We start from the raw sequence: 25,108 nt of genomic DNA, 5'->3' as shown, positions 1-25,108 counted from the left end.
CGCCTACGGGTACCGTGACGAGGAGTACTTCTTCCTCAAGATCCGCGCCGCGTTCCCCGGAATTCCGCGATGAACCAAAAAAATGCCGGACAGGGGGAGACTGTCCGGCATAAGTGCGACGGCACCTGCTGGTGCCAATGCGCCTCGCGTGCTCGAGGGGGGGGAACCAAGCACCTCGGTCCAATCTCGTCTGATCGGCGATCTTGGAATACAGATGCTAAAGGATCGACACAGCGCCACGCTGACGCGAACGTGAAATTTTCGTCATGCGCGCGCGTCGCGCACGCTCGATTCCGAGCACGGCGCGGATGACGAATTTGTCATCGCGCGCTCATGGCCGCGTACCGTTCGGCGTTCAAAGTGGAGGCTACTGTCGCACGACAGTGATCAACTCGATGGAGAACGAACGATGAACACGACAAAACTCATGGCATGGGCCGCCGCCGCGGCACTGACGACGCTGGCCGTCGCGCCCGCCGCATTCGCGCAAGGCAAGACGCGCGCCGAAGTCCGGCAGGAGCTGATCCGCGCGCAGCACGAAGGCATCGTGCCCGCGGGGAAGAACGACTATCCGCCGAGCCCGGCGCTCGTCGAGCGCAACAAGCAGCTGCATGCGATCTCGGTTCACGGCGGCAAGACGAACGTGGCGCTCGATCAGCATGACCGCACGGTTGCGCGCTGATGCGCGGACCATCGACGCGTGCGCGGCCCGCGTCGCGCGGGCCACGCACCCCGCGCACCCGATAGCGGCCGTAGGGGCCGAAGCGGGGGCCGCAGGGGCCGCGCGCTGCGCCGCGTCGCGCGACGCAGCCGGTCAGGCCGCGTGCGCGGGGAACGTGAGCCAGAACGTGGTGCGCACGTGTGGCTCGCTGTCGACGCCGCACGCACCGCCGTGGTTGTCCATGATCGAGCGGACGATCGCGAGGCCGAGCCCCGTGCCCGACGCCGAATTGTGCCGCGCCGGATCGACGCGGTAGAACCGCTCGAAGATCCGCTCGCGATGCTGCGGCTCGATCCCGCGGCCCGTATCCGAAACGCTGATCGTCGTCGCACCGCCCGCCTGCCGGCATTCGATCGTGATCGTCGAGCCGCGCGGCGCGTGATTGAGCGCATTGCTGATCAGGTTGCTGAGCGCGCGGTGATAGAGGAGCGCGTCCGCCTGCACGGCCGCTTGCCCGCGCACGACGATATTCACCTCCGCGTCCTCCGCCATCGGCTCGTAGTAGCCGGCGACGCGCTCGGCCTCCGCGGCCGCGTCGAGCGTGCGGATCGCCAGATGGCTCTCGGCGTTGTCCGAGCGCGCGAGGAACAGCATGTCCTCGATCATCCGCGACAGGCGCTGATATTCGTCGATGCTCGATTCGATCACGTCGCGATATTCGTCGGCCGTGCGCGGCTTCGATAGCGCGACCTGCGCTTCGGCGAGCAGATTCGTGAGCGGCGTGCGCATGTCGTGCGCGAGATTCGACGAGAACTGGCTCAGGCGTACGAACGATTCGTCGAGCCGCTTGAGCATGCCGTTGAACGCATGCTCCATCTCCTTGAGCTCGCCCGACGTGTGGAGCTCCGGCAGCGGATGCGCGAGCCGGCTCGACGACATCTGCTCGGCGCGCGAGACGAGCCGGCGCAGCGGGCTCAGGCCGAGCATCGCGATGCCGTACGCGAGCGCCGCGGTCAGCGCGACGGCGAGCACCTCGATCACCACCACCGTGTACGCATACGCGCGCAGCAGCGCGTGATCGTTCCTGCCGTCGTACTGGACGACGATGCGCGCCGTCCGGTTGGCGTCGCGAAGCGGCGCGTCGCCCGCGAGATAGCTGTAAGTCGTGCCGGCGTGCGTCGCGCTCGCCGGCACGCGCGCTTGCGGCGCGCCGAGCGCGGGCTGCGTCGCGACGAAGCCGCGCGTCGCGAACAGCATCCGACCGTCTGCGCCGTAGATCGCCAGATCCAGATTCTGATGGCCGTGCAGCTGATCGATCCACAGATCCGACTTGCGCGGAATTTCGTCGACGCTTCGCACGTTCACGAGATGCGTGCGCATCGCCGCGAGCGTCGCCGACATTTCGTACGACGACATGCCGGCCAGCCGATTGTGCAGCGCGCTGTAGAGCGCGATGCCGCTCAGCGCGAGCGTCGCCGCGGTCGACAGGATGATGAGCGCCGTCAGGCGCGCGCGCAGCGTACGGGGCAACAGGCGCTTGATCATCGGCTCGGCGCGCTCCGCACTTCGAGCACGTAGCCCATCCCGCGCACCGTATGGATCAGCTTGGGCTCGTATGCGTCGTCGATTTTCGAGCGCAGCCGGCGGATCGCCGCGTCGACGACGTTCGTGTCGCTGTTGAAATTCATGTCCCACACCTGCGACGCGATCGTCGCACGGGGCAGGATCTCGCCTTCGCGGCGCATCAACAGCCACAGCAGCGCGAATTCCTTCGCGGTCAGCAGCACGACGTCGCCCTGGCGGGTCGCCTTGCGCCGCGTGAGGTCGAGCTCGAGATCGGCGATCTTGAGGATCGTCGATTCGCGCCCCTGCCCGCGGCGCAGGATCGAGCGCACGCGCGCGACGAGCTCGACGAAATCGAACGGCTTGACGACGTAATCGTCGGCGCCCAGCTCGAGCCCCTTCACGCGGTCGCCGACGTCGTCGCGCGCGGTGAGGAACAGCACGGGCGTCGAGTGCTCGCGGCGCAGCCGCTCGAGCACGGTCCAGCCGTCGTGGCCCGGCAGCATCACGTCGAGGATGATCAGGTCGTACTCCTCGGTTTCGGCCTGATGCAGGCCCGTCACGCCGTCATCGACCCAGTCCGCGATGAAGCCCGCTTCGGTCAGCCCCTTGCGCAGATACATGCCCGTCTTCGGCTCGTCTTCCACTATCAGTATTCGCATCTGGTTTCACCTCGATGATTCGCGCCGCCGGCGTAGGACGGCCGCGGGCGCGAGCTTCGCGAGCCGCCCGGCGAACCGCTCGCCGAGCGCGGCGCGCAGCGACGCCGAGTGCGCCACCCGATAGAGTACCGGCAAAACGAGCAGCGTCAGCGCGGTCGACGACAGGATGCCGCCGATCACGACGGTGGCGAGCGGCCGCTGGACCTCCGCGCCGGTGCCGGTGGCGAACGCCATCGGCAGGAAGCCGAGCGACGCGACGAGCGCGGTCATCAGCACCGGCCGCAGGCGCGTGAGCGCGCCTTCGCGCACCGCGGCGTCGAGCGGCATGCCTTCGTCGCGCAGATTGCGGATGAACGAGATCATCACGAGGCCGTTGAGCACGGCGACGCCCGACAGCGCGATGAAGCCGACCGCGGCCGTGATCGACAGCGGAATGCCGCGCAGCCACAGCGACACGACGCCGCCCGTGAGCGCGAACGGAATGCCGGTGAACACGAGCAGGCCGTCCTTCGCGTTGTTGAACATCACGAACAGCAGCACGAACACCATCGCGAGCGCGAGCGGCACGACGATCTTCAGCCGCTCGCTCGCGCTTTGCAACTGTTCGAACTGGCCGCCCCACGACAGCCAGTAGCCGGCCGGCACCTGGACATCCGCCGCGATCTGCTCGCGCGCGTCGGCGACGAACGAGCCGACGTCGCGCTCGCGCACGTTCGCGCTGACGACGACGCGGCGCTTGCCGTTTTCGCGGCTGATCTGGTTCGGCCCCGGCGACAGGTCGACCGTCGCGAGCTCGGCGAGCGGCACGTACGGCGCCTGGACGACCGGGCCGCTCGCGCCCGCCGAAGCCGGGAACGGCAGCGCGATCGGCAGCCGCTTGATCGCCTCGACGTCGGTGCGCAGCTCGTCCGGCAGCCGCACGACGATGTCGAAGCGGCGATCGCCCTGGAACAGCAGGCCCGCCTTGCGGCCGCCCACCGCCGCGGCGACCGCGTCCTGCACGTCGCCCACCGTCACGCCGTAGCGCGCGAGCTTGTCGCGATCGAGGTTGACGGTCAGCACGGGCAGGCCGGTCGTCTGCTCGACCTTCACCTCGGAGGCGCCCGGCACCTTTTGCAGCGCGGCCGCGATCCGCTCGCCGGTCGCGTTGAGCGTCGCCATGTCGTCGCCGAAGATCTTGACCGCGACGTCGCTGCGCACGCCTGAGATCAGCTCGTTGAAGCGCAGCTGGATCGGCTGCGAGAACTCGTACGCGTTGCCGGGCAGCCCGGCCAGCGCGGCCTCGATTTCCTGGCGCAGCGCGTCGCGCGACTTGCGCGGATTCGGCCATTGGTCGACGGGCTTCAGCATGATGTAGCCGTCGGACATGTTCGGCGGCATCGGATCAGCGGCGATCTCCGCCGTGCCGGTGCGCGCGAACACGCGTTCGATCTCGGGAAAGCGCGCCTTGAGCGTCTTCTCGATCGAGCGCTGCATCTCGATCGACTGCGTGAGGCTCGTGCCCGGAATGCGCAGCGCGGACACCGCGAGATCGCCTTCGTTCAGGCTCGGAATGAACTCGCTGCCGAGCCGCGTCGCGAGCACGAGCGTCAACGCGACGATGGCGGCCGCGCCCGCGAGCACCTGCCTCGGCCGCGCGACGAACGCGTCGAGCGCGGGCGCGTACAGACGCTTCGCGGCGCTCATCAGCCGGTTTTCCTTTTCCTCGACGCGCCGGCCGATGAACAGCGCGACCGCCACGGGAATGAACGTGACGGTGAGCGCCATCGCGGCCGCGAGCGCCATCACGACGGTGATCGCCATCGGATGGAACATCTTCCCCTCGACGCCCGTGAGCGCGAAGATCGGCAGATAGACGACCATGATGATCAGTTGCCCGAAGATCAGCGCGCGGCGCGCTTCCTGCGACGCGGCGAACACCTCGGCGAAGCGCTCGTCGCGCGTGAGCGGGCGGCCGGCCGCGTGCTGCGCGTGCGCGAGCCGGCGTATGCAGTTCTCGACGATCACGACCGCGCCGTCGACGATGATGCCGAAATCGAGCGCGCCGAGGCTCATCAGGTTCGCGCTGACCTTCGCGTTGACCATTCCGGTGAACGTCATCAGCATCGACAGCGGAATCACGAGCGCGGTGATCACCGCCGCGCGGATGTTGCCGAGGAACAGGAACAGGATCGCGATCACGAGCACCGCGCCTTCGAGCAGGTTCTTCTTGACCGTCTGCACGGCCTTCTCGACGAGCACCGTGCGGTCGTAGACGGGGATCGCGCGCACGCCGGCGGGCAGCGTGCGGTTCACGTCGACCATCTTCGCGGCGACGGCCTTCGCGACCGTGCGGCTGTTCTCGCCCATCAGCATGAACACGGTGCCGAGCACGACTTCCTCGCCGTTGGCCGTCGCGGCGCCCGTGCGCAGCTCGCGGCCGATGTCGACGGCGCCGACGTCCTTCATCCGCACCGGCACGCCGCCGACGTTCGTGAGCACGATGTTCGCGATGTCGTCGACCGAGCGCGCCTGGCCCGGCACGCGCACGAGATACTGCTCGCCGCGCTTTTCGATGTAGCCCGCGCCCACGTTGTCGTTGTTGCGCTCGAGCGCGCGCACGACGTCGGCGAGCGTGAGCCCGTACGACATCAGCTTCGTCGGATTCGGCGCGACGCGGTATTCCTTCACGTATCCGCCGATCGAGTTCACCTCGGTCACGCCCGGCACGTTGCGCAACTGCGGCCGCACGACCCAGTCCTGCAACTCGCGCAGATCGGCGCTCGTGTAGCGCGTGCCGTCCGGCTTGCGCGCGTCGGCGTCGGCTTCGACGGTCCACAGGTAGATTTCGCCGAGGCCCGTCGAGGTCGGCCCCATCGCGGGCGCGACGCCGGGCGGCAGCTTGTCCTTCGCCTCCTGAATGCGCTCGTTGACGAGCTGGCGCGCGAAGTAGATGTCGGTGCCGTCCTTGAAGATCACGGTGACCTGCGACAGCCCGTAGCGCGAGATCGAGCGCGTCTGCTCGAGATTCGGCAGGCCGGCCATCGCGGTCTCGACCGGATAGGTGATCCGCTGCTCGGCTTCGAGCGGCGAATAGCCGGGCGCGGACGTGTTGATCTGCACCTGGACGTTCGTGATGTCGGGCACCGCGTCGATCGGCAGCTTCTGGTAACTGTAGACGCCGAGCGACGCGACCGCGACGATCGCGAGCATCACGAGCCAGCGGTGCGCGATCGCAAAGCGGATCAGGCGCTCAAACATGGTGACAGTCCTCTGGAATGCGAAAAAAAGCGCTGCGCGCCGGCGCGGGGCGGAGCGCGGCGCGTGCGGCGCGTCAGTGCTCGTCGGCAACGCCCTTGCCGAGCTCCGCCTTCAGCACGAAGCTGTTCGCGGCGGCGTAGATCTGGCCGGGCGCGAGGCCCTTGACGACCTCGACGCTCCCGGCGTCGCGCCGGCCCGTCTCGACCGACTGCGCGACGAAGCCCTTCGGCGTGCGCACGAACACGGCGGGCGCGCCGTCGATGTCCTGCAGCGCGTCGCTCGCGACCGCGACCGGCACGTTTTGCGTGCCCGCGTCGACGGTCACGTTGACGAACATTCCGGGCCGCCACGCGCCGTCGGGGTTCGGCAGCACGACGCGCGCGGGCGCGGTGCGGGTCTGCTCGCCGAGCAGCGCGCCGACGTACGCGATCGGCCCGCTCGATTTCGACTCGAACGCGGCCGCGTTGACGCTCGCGTGGCGGCCGACGCGCACGTCGTTCAGGCGTTGCGCGGGCACGGCCATCTCGGCCCAGACCGAGGACAGATCGGACACGACGAATACGTTCGCGTCGGCGGCGATCGCCTCGCCGGGCGCGATGTGCTTCTCGACGATCGTGCCCGCGAACGGCGCGCGCAGCTCGTAGCGGTTGAGCGCGCCGGACGCGGCGCTCGCGTTCAGCGCGGCGAGCTTTTGCCGCGCGTTCGCCGCGGCGATCTCCGCCTCGCGCAACTGCACCTGCGCCAGCAAATAGTCCTGCTCGGCGGAGATCCGCTCTTCCCACAAGGTCTTTTCTCGCGCGTACGACGTGCGGGCCGCCTCCAGCCGGCGCTCGGCCGTCATCAGCTCGCTGCGGCGGTCGGCGAGATCCGTGCTCGCGATCACGGCGAGCACCTGCCCCGCTTTGACGTTCTCGCCGATCGACACGGCGACCCGCTCGACGATCCCCGCGACGCGCGGCACGACGTGCGCGGTGCGGTCCTCGTTGAACTTGATCTCGCCCGGCAACTGGAAGCTCGCGACCACCTGCGCGGGGCCCGCGCGCGCGACCCCGATCTTCGCCGCGCCGATCTGCTCGTCGCTCAGCGCGATCGCGCCGTCGGCGCGCGAGAACGGGAACGACGCGCGCCGCGCGCCGATCTTCACGTCGATCGACGCGTCGAATACGTGAGGCTTCGCGATCGCCTGCGCCGACGTGTATTTCGCGCCCGCTTCCGAGAACTGCAGCGCGACGCGGCCGCCGTCGTAGCGGGTCAGCGTGCCGGAGACGCTCGCGCCTTTCGGCGCGGGCTTGCCGTCGGCGAACGGGTAGACGACGAGGCGCGCGTCGTCGGGCTTTTCCGACAGCACGATTTCGACCGACAGCGCGCCTTGTGCGAGCACCGTGCCGCCGTGCCGGCCGGCCGCGCCCGATGCGGGAGCGGCGGCGGCTCCGGCCGGCGTGGACGACGTGGACGGCGCGCGCGCGAGCGCCAGTGCGATGGCGAGAGCGCCGGCCGCGGCCGCCCCGGCGAGGATCAATTGCTTGCGTTGCATGGCGAGTTCTTCAGTGAAATGGGTTCAGCGAAGTTGGGCGAGGGGGCGGGACGCGTCGCGCGACGGCGCGCCGACGAGGCGATCGATGTCCGCGTACGACTGGTGCGCGTCGGCGAGCGCCAGCACGTAGCGCGACTGCGCGTCGAACAGCGTGCGCTGTGCGTCGAGCACGTCGAGGAAGCTGAACTTGCCGAGCTGGTAGCCGCGCGACATCGCGTCGAGCGATTGCCGCGCGGCCGGCAGCACGTCGGCCTTCAGCCGCCGCGCTTCGTTCGTCGAGCGCTCGAAGTTCGCGTAGGCCTGCGTGAGATCGAGCCGCAGGCGCGCGCGCTCGGCGTCGAAATCGGCGCTCGCCTTCGCGGCCTTGTGGACCGCTTCGAGAATCGCGCCCTTGTTCGTATCGAACAGCGGCAGCGGAATGGATATGCCGACGACTGCTTGATTGTCCGGCGCGCCGCCCGTGACGACGCGCTTGACGCCCGCGCTCACGGTGATGTCCGGCACGCGCTTCGCGCGCTCGATCGCGATCTGCGCGTTCGTGCGCAGCATGGCGGCCTTCGCCGCGCGAGAGAGCGGCGCGTCGTCGAGCCGTCCGAGCAATTGCGGCAACGGCTCGACGGTGGGCAGCGCATCGAGGTCGCCCGACGCGGTGCGCTCGCGCACGAGGGCGCTGCCCGTCACGTTGGCGAGCCGCGCGAGCGCCGCCGTCACGCGCGTCTGCGCGTTCGACAGCTCGATCTGCGCGGCCGTCTGCGCGACGCGCGCCTTCGTCGCCTCGACGGGCGACACCTTGCCGGCCCGCGCGCGCTTGTCCGCCATGTCGGCCGAGCGCGCGGCGATCGCCGCGGATTCCTCGGCGACCTGCAACTGACGCTGCGCGGCGAGCAGGCCGTAGAACGCGCTCGTCACATCGGCGCGCAGCGCGCTCGCGCGGCCGTCGAGCGACGCGAGCGCGAACTCGCGGCCGTACGATGCGGCGTCGACGCGCGAGCGCCGCTTGCCGCCCAGCTCGATCGTCTGGTTGACGAGGCCGGTCGTCGTCCGCTCCTGCCGCTCGAAGCCTTCCTGCAGGAGCGACACGGTCGGATTCGGCCGCGCGCCCGCCTGGACGAGCGCGCCGACGGACGCATCGGCGTCGGATTGCGCGCTCTTGAGCAGCGGGTTGTTCGCCGCGGCGAGGTTCAGCGCGTCGTCGAGCGACAGCGCGGGCGGGGCGGCGGCGGACTCGGCGGTGGACGCGGGCGGCGTCGGCGCGGAAGGCGCGCCGGCGTCGGCGGGCATGGCGGCCGGCCGGCCGGGCGCGACGGCGGGCGGTGCGGACTGCGCTTGCGCCTGCACCGCCGACGCCGCGATCGCGGCCGACACGAGTGCGGCGAAGATACGCTTGGGCATGGGTGATCGAGTTTGGGTGAAACGCGATCGATGCTACGGGGCGTGCCGCAATGCAAACATGAGGCGAACATGACATTTTTGTCACGTTCGCGCGGGAGGGGGGCGATCGGTGCGGCGGGGCGTGTCGGCGTGCGGAGTGCGTGTCGAGGGCCGATGCGGCAGATGCGGCAGATGCGGTCAATGCGGCGGAACGCATCGGCCGAGCCGGACATGGCGGATGTGTCGCGACGGCGCGCGGACGCGCGCTGGAGTCGAACGCCGTGACGCCGTGGCGCCGTGGCGCCGTGATGCCGTGATGCCGTAATGCCGTGACGCCGGATCGCCGCTCAGTCGCTCAGTCGCTCGACCGCTCAGCCGCCGCTGACGGCCGAATGCGCGCCGGCGGCGGTTTCGATATCGACGGGACGCGGGTTCGCGCCCGGCGCGCCGTCGTTGCGTTGCGAGAGTTTCGCGCCGGCCGCGCAGTCGCGCGCACAGGCGGGCGACGGCGCGTCGCGCTGCGGTTGTTGCGGCTGCTGCGGCGTTTCGGCGCGAATCGGCTTGCGCTCCTTGAACACGCGCTCGGGCATTCCGTGCGCGAACGCGGATGAGGCGGCGACGGCGAAAAGCGCCGCGACGGCCATGGATGTTGCTCGTTTCATCGAATGTCTCGCTTGGTGGTCGCCGCCGGAACGGCGGACCCGGCCAGTGTGACGACGGCGCGGTGCGTGGCGATGACCGCGCGGTGACAAGTCTGTCAGGAACCGGGCGAGCCGCGGCATTCAGGCGGCTTCCCGCGGCAGAGGAGCGACGTCGGACGTCGTCGTCATGCGGTCGTCATGCGTTTCGGCGTTGATCGGCGCGGCGCGCGCCGCGCCGATCGGCGGAGCATTGCGTCAGTACACGCGCATCGCATGCAATGCAATCGCGGCGACGCATGCAAACCGCCGCGGCGGATCGTCGATCGAACGAAAACCGGGATTCGACACCCGTTCGGCGACAGGCGGGCGCGCCGCTCGCCCGCGCCCGCATCGGTCGGTCGCCGCCGAATCAGCAGCCTTCGCGGCAGTCGGCGACGCCGCATGCGATGAGATTTCCGGCGACTTCGCGCAGCAGGTGTTGCGTGAGCGCGCCGGCGCCGCCTTGGGCGAGACGGAGCAATTCGATCAGATCTTGCGCGGCGAGGCTCATGTTGGTCTCCTTCGCTGCGGCGCTTCTCGAGCGCCGCCGCAAAACATGAAATTCTCTTTGTTGTGACCCAAGTATCGTCCACGGGCCGCACCGATCCAATCAGCCGACGACGAACTTCGCGTCATCCGCTGCAGCGGTTTGTCGGCGTTTTCCTACGCAATCCTCAGCGGAAATCGGCGGTATGGAGCGGGGTGACGGAAGGGGGCGGCGAGATCATGGGGCGCACGCGGCGCGTGGCGTTCCCGTTCGATCCGTCGCGGTTTTGTCTGCCGCGCGGCGAGCGGTTCGGCGCGCGCCGGGGCGGCTCGCTCGGTTGAACGGCGGGCATCGATTGCCGGCGCGGCGCGCGTCTGATTCGAGCCGGCATGCAGGCACGCCGGCACGCCGCATCGTGCCCGTGAACGGGGCGGTAAACGTGCCCGCGAAGTGCCCGCGAAGTGCCCGCGAACGCATCGATCCCACGCAGCGCGCGATCAGCCCGAAATCGGCCGAAAATCGGCCCAAAGCGTCGTTCGCCGCCCGGCGGCTACGCCTTGTAGCCGATGTTGCGCAGCAGCGCCTTTCGCCAGCTCACATCCTCGTCGTTTTCGACGCCGAGCGGCGCAAAGCCGTCGACGACGCCGAGGATGCTGCGTCCTTGATCGGTCTGCGCGACGACGACCTCGGTCGGATTCGCGGTCGCGCAGAAAATCCGGCAGACCTCGGGCACGGCCTTGATCGCGTTCAGCACGTTGACCGGATAGAAGCCCTCGCCGAGAAACACGAGAAAGCAGTGGCCCGAGCCGATCGCGGTCGCGTTCCGGCACGCGAGCTCGGTCAGCTCGCCGTCGGTGCCGGAGCGGCGCACGAGGCGCTTGCCGGACGCCTCGCAAAACGCGAGGCCGAACCGAATGCCCGGCACGGTGCCGACGAGCGCCTCGTGGATGTCCTCCACCGATTTGATGAAATGCGTCTGACCGAGAATGAAGTTCGTCGTCTCGGGCTTGTCGATCGCAACGGTAAGCAATTGCAGCATGTCGCACCTCGTCTCGTGGCGACGCGAATGCACCGGCGCGCGAGCGCCGCAGGCCCGGTCGCTTTCGGGCCGCTTTCCAGCTTAGTACGCGGCTCGCGGCGGCGAAAGCGCGGTGCCGGCCGGCGCCGTCACCTATCCTTGATGTAGGTCGAGCCGCCGGCGCGCGGGCGGGGAAGGGGGAACGATCATGGACGTGCGGCAGGGTTTCGTCGACTGCGTGGGACGCACGCCGCTCATCCGCCTGGCGAAGCTCAGCGCGGAGACGGGCTGCGACATTCTCGGCAAGGCCGAATTCATGAACCCGGGCGGATCGGTCAAGGATCGCGCGGCGCGCTACATCATCGAAGACGCCGAGCGGCGCGGCGCGCTGAAGCCGGGCGGCACCGTCGTCGAGGGCACGGCCGGCAACACCGGCATCGGGCTCGCGCATCTTTGCGCGGCGCGCGGCTACCGCTGCGTGATCGTGATTCCCGAGACGCAGTCGCCGGAAAAGATGGCGCTGCTGCGCACGCTCGGCGCGGACGTGCGCTCCGTGCCGGCCGCGCCGTACAAGGACCCGAACAACTATCAGAAGATCGCCGGGCGGCTCGCCGCCGAGCTGGACAACGCGATTTGGGCCAACCAGTTCGACAACCTCGTCAATCGGCAGGCGCACTACGAGACGACCGGCCCGGAAATCTGGCGCGATACGGCGGGCACGGTCGATGCGTTCGTCTGCGCGACGGGAACGGGCGGCACGCTCGCGGGCGTGAGCCGCTATCTGAAGGAGCGCGATCCCGAGATCCGCATCGTGCTCGCGGACCCGTGCGGAAGCGGGCTCTACAGCTACGTGAAGACGGGCGAGATCAAGGTCGAGGGCAACTCGATCACGGAAGGCATCGGATCGAGCCGCGTGACGGCCAATCTGGAAGGCGCGCCGATCGACGACGCGGTGCGCATCGACGATCCGGCGTGCGTGGCGATGGTCTACCGGCTGTTGCGCGAAGAGGGGCTGTACGTCGGCGGATCGAGCGGAATCAACGTCGCGGCGGCCGTCTGGCTCGCACGGCAGATGGGGCCGGGGCATACGATCGTGACGCTGCTGTGCGATCGCGGCGACATTTACCGCACGCGGCTCTTCAACCGCGAGTGGCTGCGCGAAAGAGGGCTCGAGCCGTCGTAGGTGCGGCGCCGCCGCATTGTTCGGACGAGCGAGCGCGACCTATTCTAGAGACATCCTGCCAACCGGCGGCGATCAACGTTTGTTAGACGGAGGTGTGCCATGTCGATGTCCGTCACTTTGCAGGACTGCCTGCGCCAGAAGGCTTCGCGATACGAAGTCATCCATCATCCTTACAGCCACTCGAACATGGAGGCGGCCGCGGCGGCGCACATTCCAGGCGACCGTCTCGCGAAGACCGTGCTGCTCGAAGACGCACAGGGCTACGTCGCGGCCGTGCTGCCGACCACGCACGCGGTGCGGCTTTCGGAACTCTGGGCGAAGACCGGACGCCATCTCGTGCTCGCGAAGGAAGTCGAACTGCGCGAACTGTTCAAGGACTGCGACGTGGGCGCGCTGCCGCCCGTGTGCATGGCCTACGGGATGCAGACGTTCCTCGACGAGAGCCTCGCGCAGCAGCCGGACGTGTATTTCGAGGCCGGCGACCATGAAGAGCTGGTCCACATGGATCGCGACGAGTTCCTCTCGCTGATGGACAAGGCGGAACGGGCGAGCTTCTCGCACAAGATTCAGGGCGTGGTTTCGTGAACGACTTGGCCGGCCTCGGCCCTCGAGCCGAGGCCGAGCAGCGGGCGCGGGGCGACGGGCTCGGAGGGGCCCGTCGCCCCGTTCGATTTGACTGGCGTCGCACCCGCGGGAGCAACGCCCCGCAAGCATCGGCGGGTAGCGCCAGCCGCCGGAAATCCTCGGGAGATTATTGTCGGTCGGCCCGCTCGGGCAGCGCGCGCCTCGTCATTCTTCGCGCGCTCGATTGCCTAAGCGAGCACTGGTTCACGAGCCTCGCGCATGCCCAGGTGCCTATCGCCGCCTGGCGCCTGGACTACAACGAGTAAAGGCGACACGGCGCACTGGATGGATTGCCTTTCGCCTGCAGCGTGCGCGGCGAAACTTCCGGCAACGGCGGATGCGCCTGCCGCTTTCCGGGAGCTGGTTTGAAGGGACTTTGCTAGACGCCCGTTGGCCTTACCGAGGGGGCAGGTCAGTATCGTCCCTCGACATCACTCCAGGTAGTTCGGTCCTGCCCCTCGTTGCGGCAAATCGCGACGGGATAATGGTTTCTTGTCCGTTCAAATGCCGCTCTTGGGATCAAACGTTACCGGCAGATGGACGAGGCGTCTGGCGCACCATAACAGGCTATGTTCGGCTGGCGGTAGTGTTCCCTCAACCGAACTTGAACAGCACCCCGTGGCCGCCCCGCGGATACTCCCATTCGATGTTTTGATGGTCGCTGCACAGGATGCGGCAGCTTCCGCATTCGAGGCAGCCGTCGGTGATCAGCGTCACCGAGCCTCGCGCACGAGCTGCAGGCCGTCGAGCGGGTGCTGCTCGACGGCGACCTGCTGATGGCGGCGCTGGTCGGCCGCCGCTACGTCTACGTCGGCGGCCGGCCGGGCAGCAACGCGGTGTTGCGCGCATGGCTGCGCGCGGCGAGTTCGTCCATCACGTCGCGCTGATCGACGACGACGGTGGCGCGCGGGCGAAGCGATTCGCGTCGCTGCTGCAACAGGCCGATGCAGTGCTGGTTCCGCTCGACACGATCGATCCCGAGTCGCTCGCCGCGCTGCGCGCGCACTGCGCGCGTCATCGCGTGCGCTGGTTCGCGCTGCGAACCTCGGGCGTCGCGAGTTTCATCGCCGGCCTGCAGAGAGTGCAGCGCACGAGGCGAGGCACGGCCGTCCCGGCATGTGCGTGCCCGCGTCATGGCTGACGGGTCCCATTGGCACAACCTATCTTTCGTTCCACGTCACGAACCCGACATGTCTACTTCATTACCTCGCCTCGGCGTCTTCCTCAACGTCGAGAACCAGGACGGCGACGAGCGCGTCGCGCTCGAGCAGACGATCCGAACCGGCGTGCTTGCCGAGACGCTCGGGTTTCACGACGTCTGGGTCGCCGAACACCATCACAGCCGCTTCGCGATCGGCAGCGCGCCGACCGTGCTGCTTGCGCAGATCGCCGCGCGCACGTCGAGGATACGGCTCGGCACGGGCGCGTCGCTGCTCGCGCTGAACGATCCGGTGCGGGTCGCGGAAGACGTCGCGACGCTCGATCTGTTGAGCGGCGGGCGCATCGAATTCGGCGTCGCGCGTGGCGGCCCGTTCCCCGACCAGTACCGGCAGGCGGGCATCCCGTCGGCCGACGCCGCGCGCGAGCGGACGTTCGAGGCGCTGGAGCTGGTTCGCCGGTTGTGGCATGAGCCCGCCACGCACTTCGACGGCCGTTTTTTTCGGTACGAGGACATCGCGATCCACCCGCGTCCGCTGCAACGGCCCGTACCCGTCTGGCTCGCGAGCCTGAGCGGCGACGCGTGGCGGCTCGCGGCCGAGCAGGGCTTCGGCCTGATGGCGACGCCGGCGGTGCCGCTGGAACTGGTCGCCGGGCAGGTGAGCGCCGAGCGCACGCGCCGCGCCGATCTGCCGTTCGCGATTGTCCGGTTCTTTCATTGCGAGGACGACGATCGCCGCGCGGTCGACACGGGTGTCGCGGGGGTGCGCGAATATCCGCGGCTGATGCAGGCGCAGTTTCCGCCGGGCAAGCTGCCGCCGATGTTCGAGCCCGGTGCGAGCGGCGCCGACATCGCCGCGAACGCCGTGTTCGGCGACCCGGCCCGCTGCGAGGCGCAGATTCGCCGGCTTGCCGCGTTGCTCGGGCCGCACCGGCTGCTGCTCAAGCCTGCCGCTCACGATCCGGAGCGCGGGCAGGCGGCGCTCGCGCGGCTCGCGGCGCATCTCGGCGTCTCCGCCGGATAGCGATCGATGTCGTCGCATGGCCCGCATCTTGCTGAAATCCTGATGTAGACCGTTACATAACGGAGGTTGTCGCGAATGTCGGATTTCCTACAACGCATCGATTGGCCGCCATTGTTGCTGTCGCTGAAAGTCGCAGGGATCGCGACCGTGCTCGCGTCGATCGTCGGCATCGCGCTCGGCTGGCTGTTCGCGCGCCGCCGCTTTCCGGGACACGCGATCTGCGAGGCCGCGTGCATGCTGCCGCTCGTGCTGCCGCCGACCGTGATCGGCTACGGGATTCTCGTCGCGGCGGGCCGGCGCAGCGCGCTGGGCGCGTGGATCTATACGCATTTCGCGTACACGTTCGTATTCAACTGGCACGGAGCAGTGCTCGCGTCCGCGATCGTCGCGCTGCCACTCGTGCTGAAGTCTGCGAGCGCCGCGTTCGCCGGCGTCGACGGGTCGCTCGAGGCGGCCGCGCGCACGCTGCGGCAGTCGCCGTTCTCGACGTTCGTGCGCGTCACGCTGCCGCTTGCGTGGCCGGCGATTCTGGCGGGCGCGCTGCTCGCGTTCGCGCGCGCGATGGGGGAGTTCGGCGCGACGCTGATGATCGCGGGCGACATCCCGCGGCAGACGCAGACGCTGTCGCTCGCCATTTATGACGCGATGCAGGACGGCCGCGACGGCACCGCGTTCTTTCTCGCGTGCGTCACGTCCGGGCTGTCGATCGCGGTGCTCGTGCTGTCCAAACGCTTTTTCACGCTACGTTGATCCCGGGAGACCGCCTCGTGAAATCCGCTCTCCGATTTTTTGCCTGCGTGTTCTGTGCCCTCGCGCCAGTCATCGCGCTCGCGCAGCAACTGACGGTATCCGCCGCCGCCAGCATGACCGATGCGTTCAAGGAGATCGGGACGCACTTCGAGGCCGCGCATCCCGGCGTGACCGTGCGCCTGAACTTCGGCGCGTCGGGCGTGCTGCTTCAGCAGATTCGCATGGGCGCGCCGGTCGACGTATTCGTCAGTGCGGACGAGGCGAGCGTCACGCGCGGCATCGACGCGGGCATCTTCGATCCGGCGACGAAGCAGACGCTGGCGTCGAATACGCTCGTGCTCGTCGTGCCGGCCGGTCAGGCGTCGCGCGTGAAGATGCTCGCCGCGCTCGCGGACCCGGCCGTCAAGCGGATCGCGATCGGCAAGACGGCGACCGTGCCGTGCGGCCGTTACACGCAGCAGGCGCTCGAGCGCGCGAAGCTCTGGGGGCCGCTCGAGCCCAAGATCGTGGAGTCCGACAGCGTGCGGCAAGTGCTCGACTACGTCGCGCGCGCCGAGGCCGACGCGGGCTTCGTCTATCGCACCGACGCGATGCTGATGCCGGATCGGGTCGCGATCGTGCAGACGGTGGACGATCACGATCCCGTGAGCTATCCGGTCGTCGCGGTCGGCGCGAGCCGCGAACCGGCGCTTGCGAAGGCCTTCATCGCGTATCTGTTCAGCCCGCCCGCGCAGGCGATCCTGAAACGCTACGGCTTCGCGCATGCGTGAGGGAGCGCGCCGGTGATCGACGTCGATTTCGAGGCGGCGGTGTCGGACGGCGCGCGGCATTTCGCGCTCGCGATGCGCTTCGCGTCCGACGCGCGCGTGGTCGCGCTGTACGGACCTTCCGGCGCAGGCAAGTCGCTGACGCTGCGGACGATCGCGGGGCTGCTCACGCCGCGGCACGGGCGCGTGCGCGTCAACGGGCGCACGCTGTTCGACGCGGCCCACGGGATCGATGTGCCGCCCGAGCGGCGAGGCATCGGCTGCCTGTTCCAGCATTACGCGCTGTTCCCGCATCTGCCGGTGCGCGAGAACGTCGCGTTCGGACTCACGACCTGGTACCGCGCTCGCCTGTCGAACGAGGCGCGCCTGCGCGTCGAGAGCCTGCTGGAGCGCTTCGGTCTCGCACCGCTGGCCCGCAGCCGGCCGGACGGGCTGTCGGGCGGACAACGGCAGCGCGTCGCGCTCGCGCGCGCACTCGCGTGCCGGCCCGATCTGCTGTTGCTCGACGAGCCGTTCTCGTCGCTAGATCCGTCGCTGCGCGACGACTTGCGCCGCTATCTCGGCGAGGTGCTCCGCGAATGGCAGATACCCGTCGTGATGATCACGCACGATGTCGACGACGTGACGGCGCTGGCCGACGTCGCATTCGTGATCGACCAGGGCCGGGCCGTGCGCGAGGTCGACGTGCGGCGCGGGATTGCGACCGAGCTCGAGTGCGGGCGTCGGGAAGCGCTGCGGCCCACGCCGCGCGAGCAGCGCATCCGCGAATTGCTGCGCGTGCCCGCGGCCGACTGACGGAGGCCGACTGACGGAGGCCGTGCGCGGGAGACGGGCGCGACGATGCGACGCTGTTGGGCGGCGACATGAAGCTCGCGGGTCGCTTCGACGAGCGGTTTTTCGCGCTGCTCGAGGCGATCGACAACACGGGTTCGATCAACCGCGCCGCGCGCGTGGCCGGCTATAGCTACAAGGGTGCGTGGCTGCTGCAGGAGAGCGCCGCGAACCTGGCGAATCAACCGCTGTTCACGACTGAGACGGGCGGCAAGGGCGGGGGCGGTACGCGCCTCACGCAGGCCGCGCACGAACTGCTGTCCGCGTGGCGAGAGCTGCAGGCCCAGGCGCGACGGTTCCTGCGCGAACAGGAGGCATGGCTCGTTCGATTGCCGGCACTGTCCGGCCTTCTCAGGAGAATCGCAACTCCCCAAGCTTGATGTGCTTCATCTTGGCATCGAGTGGCGACTTATATCGATAGACCCAAGTTTCGCGCTTTGTCGTTACGACGATCCGAAGTCCAACGAAGCCGTCGATTGCCTCATCAGTCTCCGGAGACATCTTCCTTATCTCGCTTGCATCAAATTTCGATTTTTCCTCCCAAAAACCTATGCCAAAACCTACGCTGGGGTTCAGGCTTGGAAGGGAATTTCGGGTGCTTACCGACTATTGAAAGCAGCGTTACCAGTTCGCGTCACGCATCGGCCCACCGCCGCAGCAGATTGTGATAAATCCCGGTGAGCGCGATCACGCTGGCATCGCGCCCGCCTTTGTCCGCGGTCAATTGCTGAATCTGCGTGTCGAGCTGGAACAGCAGCGTGCGGTCCGCGTCGTCGCGCACCATGCCCTGAATCCAGAAAAACGACGCGATCCGCGCGCCGCGCGTCACGGGCGAGGCGTATTCGCGCTGTGGTCTATTAAGGCGGGCGAGTTGCTGCTCGAGTACAAAGGCGAAGTTATTGCGTGGCGAACTGCAGTCCGGGCACACCGTCGCAGTGGACTGGCCGAGCATACCTTCTACTTCGGGCTTTCCAATGGACGCGTCATCGACGGCGGCAGTGGCGGTAACAACGCCCGATGGTTCAATCACGCATGTGAACCAAATTACCATGCCGTCGAAGCAAACAATCGCATCTACATCGAAACGATCAAAAGCATCGCTCCAGGCGACGAACTCTAGATCGACTACTCGTTGGATCTCCCAGAACGGGCAACCAACCAACTACGCCGACAGTATGCCTGCCATTGCGGTGCCACGCGATGCCGTGGCACGATGATCGGACTCAGGTAAGCGGCCGCTAAGCTGGGTCAGTCTCCAGCGAGCTTTGACCAGCGCTTCATTGCCCGGCTGAAAGCCGAGGTATTTTTGTATCCCAGTCTTGCTGCAATTTCCTTGGTCGATTTATTCTCCGAAAGATACCGCGAGGCAATATCGCGTCGCACCAAATCATGCAAGGCACTAAAGGATGTACCCATCTCCTTTAATTTGCGCTGTAAGCTCCGCGGTGACATTCCGAGCTTTCCAGTGAGCTTGACGACATCCTGGCACATCGGATTGTCGTACATTATTCCAAGCAAGCGCCCGACAGGGTCAGCCGGAACCCAGTGCGATAATTCGAATTCACGTTTTTCACACGCCCTTTTTGATATCTCGAACTCGATAGAATGTGCAAGCGGTAGTCTTGTGTCTAGCAAATCAGCGTCGAATTCCAAGAAATTTTCCTTGGTGCCGAATATCACCTCGCAGTTAAATATATCGGAATATACGTTGGCATGAGTCGGCGGCGGAAAGGCGAGTCCCAGTCGTCTAAACGTTGGAACTCTACCTATGAGATCGATTATTTCACGTCTGACTGCGGCGAGGCACATATCTGTATTGAGAACCAGAAGATCTGCTCGGTAGGTGTACCCACCGACTGTAACGCGAGCAAGGTCGGCATTCACCCTTAGCGTAATCTGAAAATAGCTGATGGCCATCAGCGGATGCTCGTACGCAAGGCGCATCGCGTCGCCCAAGGTTGGGCTGACTAGCATCGCGTGCCCCCGGAGTCCATATGCCGTCACCGGAATTGAATTGCCAATATGAAGTCCGATAGCCGAATTCCCGGTTGCCTCAAGAGCATTGGCGAACAAGACCATTTCTTGAGCATGCGTTACCATCGCATTGGCTTTCTCAATTTCCTCCGGCGATATCCCTGTACCTCTCAATATCACTTCGGCAGAAACTCCCATTTCTTTCATCACATTGAGCGCAATGACGATGGTATGGAGGGGCGCGGGGCGCTGCGCAGCAGTGCGACTGAACACGTTGGCTACCGGCTTCATCCGAATCCTTGCTCTGGTTCAGTTTTTCAACGACTTAGTGAACACAACTTGGCATCCGTATTCATCCAGGCCCTCGCGTTTCCAGCCAAGCCGCTGGTAAAAGCCGTCCGCTCGCGAACCTGGGTCCGTGACCAGTTTGACCTGCTGTACGCCTTGACCTTCCAACCATTTGATCGCGTGCTCAAGTAACTCACGCCCAATGCCGTGCCCGTGGAAGGATGGCTTCACGAACAGTGCGCAAATAAACGGCATGTCGGTCACGACGGGCAAACAAACACCTACCGCCTCGCCCCGGTACTCACAGATCCAACCACCTCCTTGACGAATTTGCTCTATCAGAAGATCGCGATCAAGTAGGTGGATCTGGTGCGGGTGAATCCGATTCTCTTTCACGGAGAAGCGGATGTCGTAAAACGCCCCGATGTCGGTCACCCTCATCGGGCGGTATTCTAGTCTGTCGGCCATTGTCATATTGGCTAGCCACTCTGATTTTACATTGTGAAATACGTCGGCGCGCAACATTACAATGTCGGCGTCGGCATCACTATTGTTGCACATTTGCCGCCACGTCCTCGTGGTTGCCTTTCAGGGCGCTGGGTCCGTTGGCATTATGATGAACGTAGGTGGCGGAGTGCGCTGAAGGTACGAATGGCATGCAGTCATTGTAACGGCATGCTTGCAAGCGAGACACAACATTCAAACTGTTAATAAACGAATCAACATAGAGCGACTCCTAAGCTTTATGATGATAATCGGCATCCGTTCGTTTCGTCATGTGAAATGATGATGGTGTTCGATGCGAGCACATAACCCTGTAACAAACTTGGCGCTTTGAGATAACAGATTGGCGCGTTCAGCACGCATGCGATCTATAAATATGGTGGACAATTTGTTACGCTTTATCTCCGGTAAGCTGATCGATTCGAGGTAATTGGTGAATTTTCGAATCCCTACTCTAGAGAAGTTTAAATCATGGCGAGCGGTTTACGAGCCGACCTCGCTTGTTATGATTTTGGGCGTAATACTACCCCTCGCGGTTCTCGCAGTCATATCGTTGAGCGCACCGCTCGAGTTCGGCGGAGTTTCGTGGGGGGATTTCACGATTCGTGCCTATGAGCGCGTAGTGTTTGATCGTGACTGGGACGGCTCGCTGGTACTTCAACAAGGCTACGTGAGCATCTTCCTGCGGTCTGCGACCATGGCGTTACTGGCGACTTCCGGGTGCGTGCTCCTTGGATTTCCAACCGCTCTATTTATCGCAACCCGTGCACCGATTTGGAGGGCCGTCCTGTTGGTGCTCGTGACCATACCATTCTGGACATGTGTCGTGGTGCAAATGTGCGGTTGGATTATCGTCATGGCGGACAATGGATTACTTAACCGTGTCCTTGCCGTGTTAGGCCTCCTTCGAGGTCCACTAGGACTACTTTACACCGACATCGCGACTCTGGTCGGTCTCGTCTATGCATTCACTCCTTTTATGGTTTTGCCGATTTTTGCGGCCCTCGACAAATTTGACTGGCGATTGGTCGAGGCGGCTTACGATCTTGGTGCCAATAAGGGAGGGGCGCTTCTGCAAGTGATCGTCCCAGGCTGTCGTCCCGGCATCATGGCTGGCATCGGGCTCGTCTTCGTGCCAGCACTAGGTTCGTACGCGATTCCTAGCTTGCTTGGCGGCAATCACGCATTCATGGTCGGGAACCTGATCGATTTCCAATTCGCGGGTGGCCGCGATTGGCCGTTGGGCGCAGCTATGTCGTTTGTCCTCCTCGCTGTCGTTCTTCTGGCCATGCTCACGCTGCGGCTGACATCCACCCTCCAGCGACGGAAACTTGCCCATGACCTCGCGTGAACTGCGCCACTTTCCGATGACGGCAAGACTCGCGATTGCTGTCCTCTTGTTTCTCTATCTGCCGCTGGCGGTTGTCGCATGGATGAGTTTCAATCGGGGGCCGTCGGCCCTTGTGTGGGAAGGTTGGAGTATCCAGGGATACCTCGAAGCATGGTCTGATCCGACGCTCATCCGTGCAACGCAAAACTCCCTGATCTTAGCTGTATCGTCTATGGTTATTTCGACCGCGCTCGCAACGAGTGCGGCGGTTGCTGCATGGTCACGGCAGGAGGCGTACAACTTCGATCTCCGCGGATCTGTAATTGCTTTGCCGCTCGTCATACCGGAGGTTGTTCTCGCGATCGCTACCGTGATGGTGTTCTCGATGTTTGCATTCGAAATCGGGTTCGTTGCCGTCCTGTTTGCGCATGTGGTGTTTTGTGTCCCACTCGCATATCTTCCGATCAACGCGCGTCTGAAGACAATCGATCGAACATTGCTTGAGGCAGCAGCCGACTTGTCGGCCCCGCCATGGGCGGCATTCCGTCAAATAACGGTTCCTTTGGCATTGCCCGGTATCGCCGCCGGTGCGCTGCTTGCCTTTGTCGCGTCCATGAACGACTACGTCACCAGCTACTTCTTGGCTGGTGCCGGCATGACCACCTTGCCCGTGTACATCTTCAGCGCATTGAAGATTGGAATTACGCCAAAGGTGAGTGCGATCTCGACAGCCGTCATTGGGCTATCGTCGATTCAACTACTGACGGTCTGGGTTCTCGGCAGGGAGGGGGCAGGGCAGACTGCCACGCTGGGGCAATCCGAGTCGTATCACACGAACATTCAAACGATAGGAACCGTATGAAAAAAGTAGTCGGAGCAATGCTGTTGCTTGCTGTTGGTCATGCCGTCTCAGCCGAGCTCCACATCGGAAGCTGGCCGGACTACCTGCCCGATACGCTGATCAAGAAGTTCCAGGCGGAAACCGGCATCAAGACGACGCTCGACACCTACGCGAGCGATGCAGCCCTGACTCAAAAGCTGCAGTCGGGCGGAGGCGGCTACGACGTAGTGATCGCAGGGGACTATTACGTTCCGGTGCTTGTGAAGTCCGGACTCCTGCAAAAGCTTGACAAGAGCAAGCTGCCGAATATCGCCAACATCAAACCCGAGTATCGCCATCCGTCATTCGATCCGAAACGGGACTACGCAATGCCATACACCGTCGTGCTGACTGGCTTCGCGTACGATAGCGCGCGCGTTCCCGGTGGGAAACTCGACGAGAGTTGGAAGTCGTTCTTCGATCCGCCGGCGGAGTTGCGCGGACAGATCGGCGACCTGGACGTCGAAGAGGAACTGTATATGGCCGCGAGTTGGTATCTGGGACAGGATGAATGCACAGAAAATCCCGCTGATGCGAAGCGGGTGCTCGACGTTCTGCAAAAACAGAAACCGTTCGTGAAGACGTACAGCAATGACGGGACCATAGATCGTCTCGCATCCAAGCAGATCGCAGTGCAGCATATCTGGAGCGGCGCCGCTGCGCGTGCGCAGGACCGCCTTCCCAGCATCACGTTTGTATACCCGAAGGAGGGCGTCCGTCTGTTCATGGATAGCTTGCTTATCCCGGTAAAGGCACGAAACAGCGACTCGGCATATCAATTCGTCAACTGGATGATGCGCCCAGAGAACATTGCACAGGTTACAAATGCCGTTCGCTACAACAACGAGATCATCGGCTCCGAGCGGTATATCGATGCCGCACTATTGAAGAACCCGGCGATCAAAACCCCGGAGCAATACAAGGTAAGGCTCCGCCCTTACAAAATATGTTCGCCGGGTGCGATTCAGTTACGAAACAAAGTCTGGCTAAAGTTGAAGGGAAATCGCTGATACACCATAGGCCCAACGAGCTCCAAACCGGCGAATAATCGAAGGAAAGAAAAATACAAGCTTAAGACGGCATGCCTGGATGTTCTGGAAAGGGCCGTCGATCCTGGCGTACTGAAATGATGCGGCCGTGGGCAATGCTGCGAACATTACCCACGACCTGACCTAGGTGTACACACTGAGAGACCACCATGGCTGAATCTATTCTACGGGAACATCGGGACACTTGTCGTTTCGATATCTCAACGCTTCCTTTCGTGACGACGCACGCAAGGCCGCACACCATGAATCGCCAGCGCCCGTGCTCGTCGCGCACGAACATTAGGCCTCCATTAGAAAACCAAAAGACCTCAGGCAGTCGGATGTTCGGGCGCCGTTTAACGCCCCACAGTGGCCGACCTTCGATCGGCAATTCGACCGTTTCTTCGAACACCGCTCGCTGGAATTCAATCCGATACGTGAGCGACACCTGATGGTTAAAACCGCTTAGGCCACCGCCTGCTGCCCTCCGATCTGCCTCGGAGCAGGCGGTTTTTGCGATCGTCGATATCGACGATCGCCTTTTTATTCTCATCGTGTCGTCGAATGCATGGCGTGACCTGAGACGTTTCTTGTAGCCATTTGGCAAGTGAGTTCTCTTTTATCCTAGAGGCAAGGAGAACTCGATGAAGAAGCGATTTACCGACGAGCAGATCATCCGGATCTTGCGCGAGGCCGAGAGCCGGGACGAGCCGGTGAAGGATCTGTGCAAGCGCCACAACATCTCGGAACAAACGTTCTATCGTTGGCGCAACAAGTTCGGCGGCATGGATGTGGCCGACGCCCGCCGGCTCAAGGATCTGGAATCGGAGAACGAGCGGCTCAAGCGCCTGATCGCTGAGCAATTGCTGGTCATCGACGGCCTGAAGGAATTCAGCCGAAAAAAATGAGTACCCCAACGGGCCGGCGCGAAGCGCTGGAAGTCCTGACTCGGCGGGGGCTATCACAACGCAAGGCATGTTGCTATCTGGGGCTGAGTCGCCGGGTGGCCACCTATACGCTCAAGCAACCGGAGAAGGACCGGAACCTGGGCGAGCGACTGATTGCGGCTGCTCAGGAAGTGCCGCGCTTCGGCTACCGGCGGATGTCGGCTTGGCTGGCGCTGGGCGAATCGCGTGTGCGGCGAATGTGGCGAGCCTTGCAGCTCAACATTCCGCGGCGGCGGCCTCGCCGTCGTCGTTGCGGCAACGACATTCGCCTGCCCGGTGCGACACAACCGAATTCGGTATGGAGCTACGACTTCGTGCACGACCAGTTGGTCGACGGGCGGGCGTTGAAGATGCTTTGCGTGATCGATGAATACACTCGCGAATGCCTGGCGATCGAAGTCGGTGCCAGCTTGCGGTCGCAGGATGTGATCTTGACGCTGTCGCGACTGATGCGGCTGTACGGCAAGCCTGCATTCGTTCGGTCTGACAACGGCGCTGAATTTACTGCTGCCAAGGTCATGCGCTGGGTAAGCGCCTCGCGAAGGCCGTCCGCAATCCGGCGCGCACGTGAGGCATGATTGGTTATCGAGCGCTCGTGTTGGC

At 65.0% G+C, this 25,108-nt stretch carries 24 protein-coding genes and 5 pseudogenes; 18 read left to right on the top strand and 11 right to left on the bottom strand.

Translation table 11 applies throughout. From position 1 onward, the window contains the following. Positions 1-409: 409 nt before the first annotated feature. Positions 410-682, top strand: coding sequence for a DUF4148 domain-containing protein (locus WS91_RS08060; protein WP_038744862.1), 273 nt, complete (start codon positions 410-412; stop codon positions 680-682). Positions 683-814: 132 nt separating this feature from the next. Here WS91_RS08060 and irlS read toward each other — a convergent pair whose 3' ends face one another. The 6 genes from irlS to WS91_RS08030 form a co-directional block, all read right to left on the bottom strand. Then, positions 815-2,206, bottom strand: a complete 1,392-nt coding sequence (gene irlS, locus WS91_RS08055) for a heavy metal sensor histidine kinase IrlS (protein WP_059582302.1) — start codon at positions 2,204-2,206, stop codon at positions 815-817. Next, positions 2,203-2,886 (bottom strand): heavy metal response regulator transcription factor IrlR, encoded by a 684-nt coding sequence (irlR, locus tag WS91_RS08050; RefSeq protein WP_038744864.1) that lies wholly within the window; start codon positions 2,884-2,886, stop codon positions 2,203-2,205. The genes irlS and irlR overlap by 4 nt, the downstream gene beginning before the upstream one ends. 6 nt (positions 2,887-2,892) lie before the next feature. Continuing rightward, entirely contained in the window at positions 2,893-6,126 is a 3,234-nt protein-coding gene (locus WS91_RS08045) for an efflux RND transporter permease subunit (protein WP_059670086.1), read from the bottom strand. Between the two features lie 73 nt (positions 6,127-6,199). Beyond that, positions 6,200-7,660, bottom strand: a complete 1,461-nt coding sequence (locus WS91_RS08040) for an efflux RND transporter periplasmic adaptor subunit (RefSeq protein ID WP_059670085.1) — start codon at positions 7,658-7,660, stop codon at positions 6,200-6,202. Between the two features lie 24 nt (positions 7,661-7,684). After that, a complete protein-coding gene (locus tag WS91_RS08035; protein WP_059670084.1) occupies positions 7,685-9,052 on the bottom strand; it encodes a TolC family protein in 1,368 nt (455 codons plus the stop codon). A gap of 350 nt (positions 9,053-9,402) precedes the next feature. Then, positions 9,403-9,693, bottom strand: a complete 291-nt coding sequence (locus WS91_RS08030) for a hypothetical protein (RefSeq protein ID WP_059646568.1) — start codon at positions 9,691-9,693, stop codon at positions 9,403-9,405. Between the two features lie 166 nt (positions 9,694-9,859). Between WS91_RS08030 and WS91_RS36720 the strand changes: the two genes are divergently transcribed. Further along, the gene (locus WS91_RS36720; RefSeq protein ID WP_197422223.1) at positions 9,860-10,288 is read left to right on the top strand and encodes a hypothetical protein; all 429 of its coding nucleotides are present in this window, start codon (positions 9,860-9,862) and stop codon (positions 10,286-10,288) included. A 143-nt stretch (positions 10,289-10,431) separates the two neighbouring features. Next, positions 10,432-10,539, top strand: a pseudogene (locus WS91_RS38130) (signal peptidase I); the annotation flags it as partial. A 209-nt stretch (positions 10,540-10,748) separates the two neighbouring features. On the opposite strand, the gene WS91_RS08020 reads toward WS91_RS38130, so the two are convergent. Beyond that, positions 10,749-11,237, bottom strand: a complete 489-nt coding sequence (locus tag WS91_RS08020) for an adenosine-specific kinase (RefSeq protein ID WP_081989383.1) — start codon at positions 11,235-11,237, stop codon at positions 10,749-10,751. 187 nt (positions 11,238-11,424) lie between these two features. On the opposite strand from WS91_RS08020, the gene WS91_RS08015 reads away from it, so the two are divergent. From WS91_RS08015 to WS91_RS37230, 3 genes and pseudogenes are all read left to right on the top strand, one after another. Next, positions 11,425-12,399: a cysteine synthase A gene (locus WS91_RS08015; protein ID WP_038744869.1), complete on the top strand. Its 975-nt coding sequence runs from the start codon at positions 11,425-11,427 to the stop codon at positions 12,397-12,399. A 99-nt stretch (positions 12,400-12,498) separates the two neighbouring features. Next, positions 12,499-12,984 carry an aminoacyl-tRNA deacylase gene (locus tag WS91_RS08010; protein WP_038744870.1) on the top strand — a complete coding sequence of 162 codons (486 nt, stop codon included), beginning with the start codon at positions 12,499-12,501 and terminating at the stop codon, positions 12,982-12,984. 221 nt (positions 12,985-13,205) lie between these two features. Continuing rightward, a pseudogene (locus tag WS91_RS37230) lies at positions 13,206-13,392 on the top strand (integrase core domain-containing protein); the annotation flags it as partial. Positions 13,393-13,617: 225 nt separating this feature from the next. Here the strand turns inward: WS91_RS37230 and WS91_RS08005 are convergent. Next, positions 13,618-13,749, bottom strand: a pseudogene (locus WS91_RS08005) (ferredoxin family protein); the annotation flags it as partial. 26 nt (positions 13,750-13,775) lie between these two features. On the opposite strand from WS91_RS08005, the gene WS91_RS37735 reads away from it, so the two are divergent. From WS91_RS37735 to WS91_RS07975, 7 genes are all read left to right on the top strand, one after another. After that, a complete protein-coding gene (locus tag WS91_RS37735; protein WP_257789118.1) occupies positions 13,776-13,910 on the top strand; it encodes a hypothetical protein in 135 nt (44 codons plus the stop codon). Continuing rightward, positions 13,871-14,164, top strand: coding sequence for a DUF2325 domain-containing protein (locus WS91_RS08000; protein ID WP_059646564.1), 294 nt, complete (start codon positions 13,871-13,873; stop codon positions 14,162-14,164). The genes WS91_RS37735 and WS91_RS08000 overlap by 40 nt, the downstream gene beginning before the upstream one ends. A gap of 49 nt (positions 14,165-14,213) precedes the next feature. Continuing rightward, entirely contained in the window at positions 14,214-15,206 is a 993-nt protein-coding gene (locus WS91_RS07995) for an LLM class flavin-dependent oxidoreductase (RefSeq protein WP_059670083.1), read from the top strand. A 75-nt stretch (positions 15,207-15,281) separates the two neighbouring features. After that, positions 15,282-15,956, top strand: coding sequence for a molybdate ABC transporter permease subunit (modB, locus tag WS91_RS07990; protein WP_059646558.1), 675 nt, complete (start codon positions 15,282-15,284; stop codon positions 15,954-15,956). Between the two features lie 17 nt (positions 15,957-15,973). Continuing rightward, on the top strand, positions 15,974-16,726 hold the full coding sequence (gene modA / locus WS91_RS07985; protein ID WP_059646555.1) for a molybdate ABC transporter substrate-binding protein: 753 nt from the start codon (positions 15,974-15,976) through the stop codon (positions 16,724-16,726). 12 nt (positions 16,727-16,738) lie between these two features. Beyond that, positions 16,739-17,518: an ATP-binding cassette domain-containing protein gene (locus tag WS91_RS07980; RefSeq protein WP_059670082.1), complete on the top strand. Its 780-nt coding sequence runs from the start codon at positions 16,739-16,741 to the stop codon at positions 17,516-17,518. 68 nt (positions 17,519-17,586) lie between these two features. Further along, positions 17,587-17,934, top strand: coding sequence for a winged helix-turn-helix domain-containing protein (locus WS91_RS07975; RefSeq protein ID WP_231751999.1), 348 nt, complete (start codon positions 17,587-17,589; stop codon positions 17,932-17,934). Positions 17,935-18,188: 254 nt separating this feature from the next. Here the strand turns inward: WS91_RS07975 and WS91_RS07970 are convergent. Further along, positions 18,189-18,389: pseudogene (locus tag WS91_RS07970) on the bottom strand (PKHD-type hydroxylase); the annotation flags it as partial. A gap of 36 nt (positions 18,390-18,425) precedes the next feature. On the opposite strand from WS91_RS07970, the gene WS91_RS37900 reads away from it, so the two are divergent. Next, complete coding sequence (locus WS91_RS37900; RefSeq protein WP_317135481.1) at positions 18,426-18,674, top strand: SET domain-containing protein; 249 nt, start codon at positions 18,426-18,428, stop codon at positions 18,672-18,674. Positions 18,675-18,802: 128 nt separating this feature from the next. Here the strand turns inward: WS91_RS37900 and WS91_RS32525 are convergent, their stop codons facing one another. Both WS91_RS32525 and WS91_RS07965 read right to left on the bottom strand, forming a co-directional pair. Continuing rightward, positions 18,803-19,819: an AraC family transcriptional regulator gene (locus WS91_RS32525; protein WP_082758128.1), complete on the bottom strand. Its 1,017-nt coding sequence runs from the start codon at positions 19,817-19,819 to the stop codon at positions 18,803-18,805. A gap of 18 nt (positions 19,820-19,837) precedes the next feature. Next, the gene (locus WS91_RS07965) at positions 19,838-20,290 is read right to left on the bottom strand and encodes a GNAT family N-acetyltransferase (RefSeq protein ID WP_059646546.1); all 453 of its coding nucleotides are present in this window, start codon (positions 20,288-20,290) and stop codon (positions 19,838-19,840) included. A 535-nt stretch (positions 20,291-20,825) separates the two neighbouring features. Between WS91_RS07965 and WS91_RS07960 the strand changes: the two genes are divergently transcribed. The 4 genes and pseudogenes from WS91_RS07960 to WS91_RS32520 all read left to right on the top strand — a co-directional run. Next, a complete protein-coding gene (locus WS91_RS07960) occupies positions 20,826-21,671 on the top strand; it encodes an ABC transporter permease (RefSeq protein WP_059646543.1) in 846 nt (281 codons plus the stop codon). After that, positions 21,658-22,512, top strand: a complete 855-nt coding sequence (locus tag WS91_RS07955) for an ABC transporter permease (RefSeq protein ID WP_059670080.1) — start codon at positions 21,658-21,660, stop codon at positions 22,510-22,512. Before WS91_RS07960 ends, WS91_RS07955 begins: the two co-directional genes overlap by 14 nt. Beyond that, complete coding sequence (locus WS91_RS07950) at positions 22,509-23,540, top strand: extracellular solute-binding protein (protein ID WP_059646537.1); 1,032 nt, start codon at positions 22,509-22,511, stop codon at positions 23,538-23,540. The genes WS91_RS07955 and WS91_RS07950 overlap by 4 nt, the downstream gene beginning before the upstream one ends. 662 nt (positions 23,541-24,202) lie before the next feature. Continuing rightward, positions 24,203-25,035, top strand: a pseudogene (locus WS91_RS32520) (IS3 family transposase); the annotation flags it as partial. Between the last annotated feature and the right edge of the window lie 73 nt (positions 25,036-25,108).

Origin of the sequence: Burkholderia sp. MSMB1498 (assembly GCF_001526245.1) — a bacterium.
GTDB lineage: Bacteria > Pseudomonadota > Gammaproteobacteria > Burkholderiales > Burkholderiaceae > Burkholderia > Burkholderia savannae.
The sequence above is the reverse complement of the archived record's forward strand: the minus strand, read 5'-3'. Positions and strand labels throughout refer to the sequence as shown.

Excerpts from the sequence above, each read along its gene's own strand:
- modB (WP_059646558.1), top strand. The coding sequence starts at position 15,282 with ATGTCGGATTTCCTACAACGCATCGATTGGCCGCCATTGTTGCTGTCG.
- irlS (WP_059582302.1), bottom strand. The coding sequence starts at position 2,206 with ATGATCAAGCGCCTGTTGCCCCGTACGCTGCGCGCGCGCCTGACGGCG.
- WS91_RS08030 (WP_059646568.1), bottom strand. The coding sequence starts at position 9,693 with ATGAAACGAGCAACATCCATGGCCGTCGCGGCGCTTTTCGCCGTCGCC.
- WS91_RS08000 (WP_059646564.1), top strand. The coding sequence starts at position 13,871 with ATGGCTGCGCGCGGCGAGTTCGTCCATCACGTCGCGCTGATCGACGAC.
- WS91_RS08060 (WP_038744862.1), top strand. The coding sequence starts at position 410 with ATGAACACGACAAAACTCATGGCATGGGCCGCCGCCGCGGCACTGACG.
- WS91_RS36720 (WP_197422223.1), top strand. The coding sequence starts at position 9,860 with ATGCGGTCGTCATGCGTTTCGGCGTTGATCGGCGCGGCGCGCGCCGCG.
- WS91_RS08020 (WP_081989383.1), bottom strand. The coding sequence starts at position 11,237 with ATGCTGCAATTGCTTACCGTTGCGATCGACAAGCCCGAGACGACGAAC.
- WS91_RS07955 (WP_059670080.1), top strand. The coding sequence starts at position 21,658 with ATGACCTCGCGTGAACTGCGCCACTTTCCGATGACGGCAAGACTCGCG.
- WS91_RS07965 (WP_059646546.1), bottom strand. The coding sequence starts at position 20,290 with ATGACAATGGCCGACAGACTAGAATACCGCCCGATGAGGGTGACCGAC.
- WS91_RS07960 (WP_059646543.1), top strand. The coding sequence starts at position 20,826 with ATGATTTTGGGCGTAATACTACCCCTCGCGGTTCTCGCAGTCATATCG.
- WS91_RS07950 (WP_059646537.1), top strand. The coding sequence starts at position 22,509 with ATGAAAAAAGTAGTCGGAGCAATGCTGTTGCTTGCTGTTGGTCATGCC.
- WS91_RS07995 (WP_059670083.1), top strand. The coding sequence starts at position 14,214 with ATGTCTACTTCATTACCTCGCCTCGGCGTCTTCCTCAACGTCGAGAAC.
- irlR (WP_038744864.1), bottom strand. The coding sequence starts at position 2,886 with ATGCGAATACTGATAGTGGAAGACGAGCCGAAGACGGGCATGTATCTG.
- WS91_RS08010 (WP_038744870.1), top strand. The coding sequence starts at position 12,499 with ATGTCGATGTCCGTCACTTTGCAGGACTGCCTGCGCCAGAAGGCTTCG.
- WS91_RS08045 (WP_059670086.1), bottom strand. The coding sequence starts at position 6,126 with ATGTTTGAGCGCCTGATCCGCTTTGCGATCGCGCACCGCTGGCTCGTG.
- WS91_RS32525 (WP_082758128.1), bottom strand. The coding sequence starts at position 19,819 with ATGAAGCCGGTAGCCAACGTGTTCAGTCGCACTGCTGCGCAGCGCCCC.
- WS91_RS07975 (WP_231751999.1), top strand. The coding sequence starts at position 17,587 with ATGAAGCTCGCGGGTCGCTTCGACGAGCGGTTTTTCGCGCTGCTCGAG.
- WS91_RS08015 (WP_038744869.1), top strand. The coding sequence starts at position 11,425 with ATGGACGTGCGGCAGGGTTTCGTCGACTGCGTGGGACGCACGCCGCTC.
- WS91_RS08040 (WP_059670085.1), bottom strand. The coding sequence starts at position 7,660 with ATGCAACGCAAGCAATTGATCCTCGCCGGGGCGGCCGCGGCCGGCGCT.
- WS91_RS08035 (WP_059670084.1), bottom strand. The coding sequence starts at position 9,052 with ATGCCCAAGCGTATCTTCGCCGCACTCGTGTCGGCCGCGATCGCGGCG.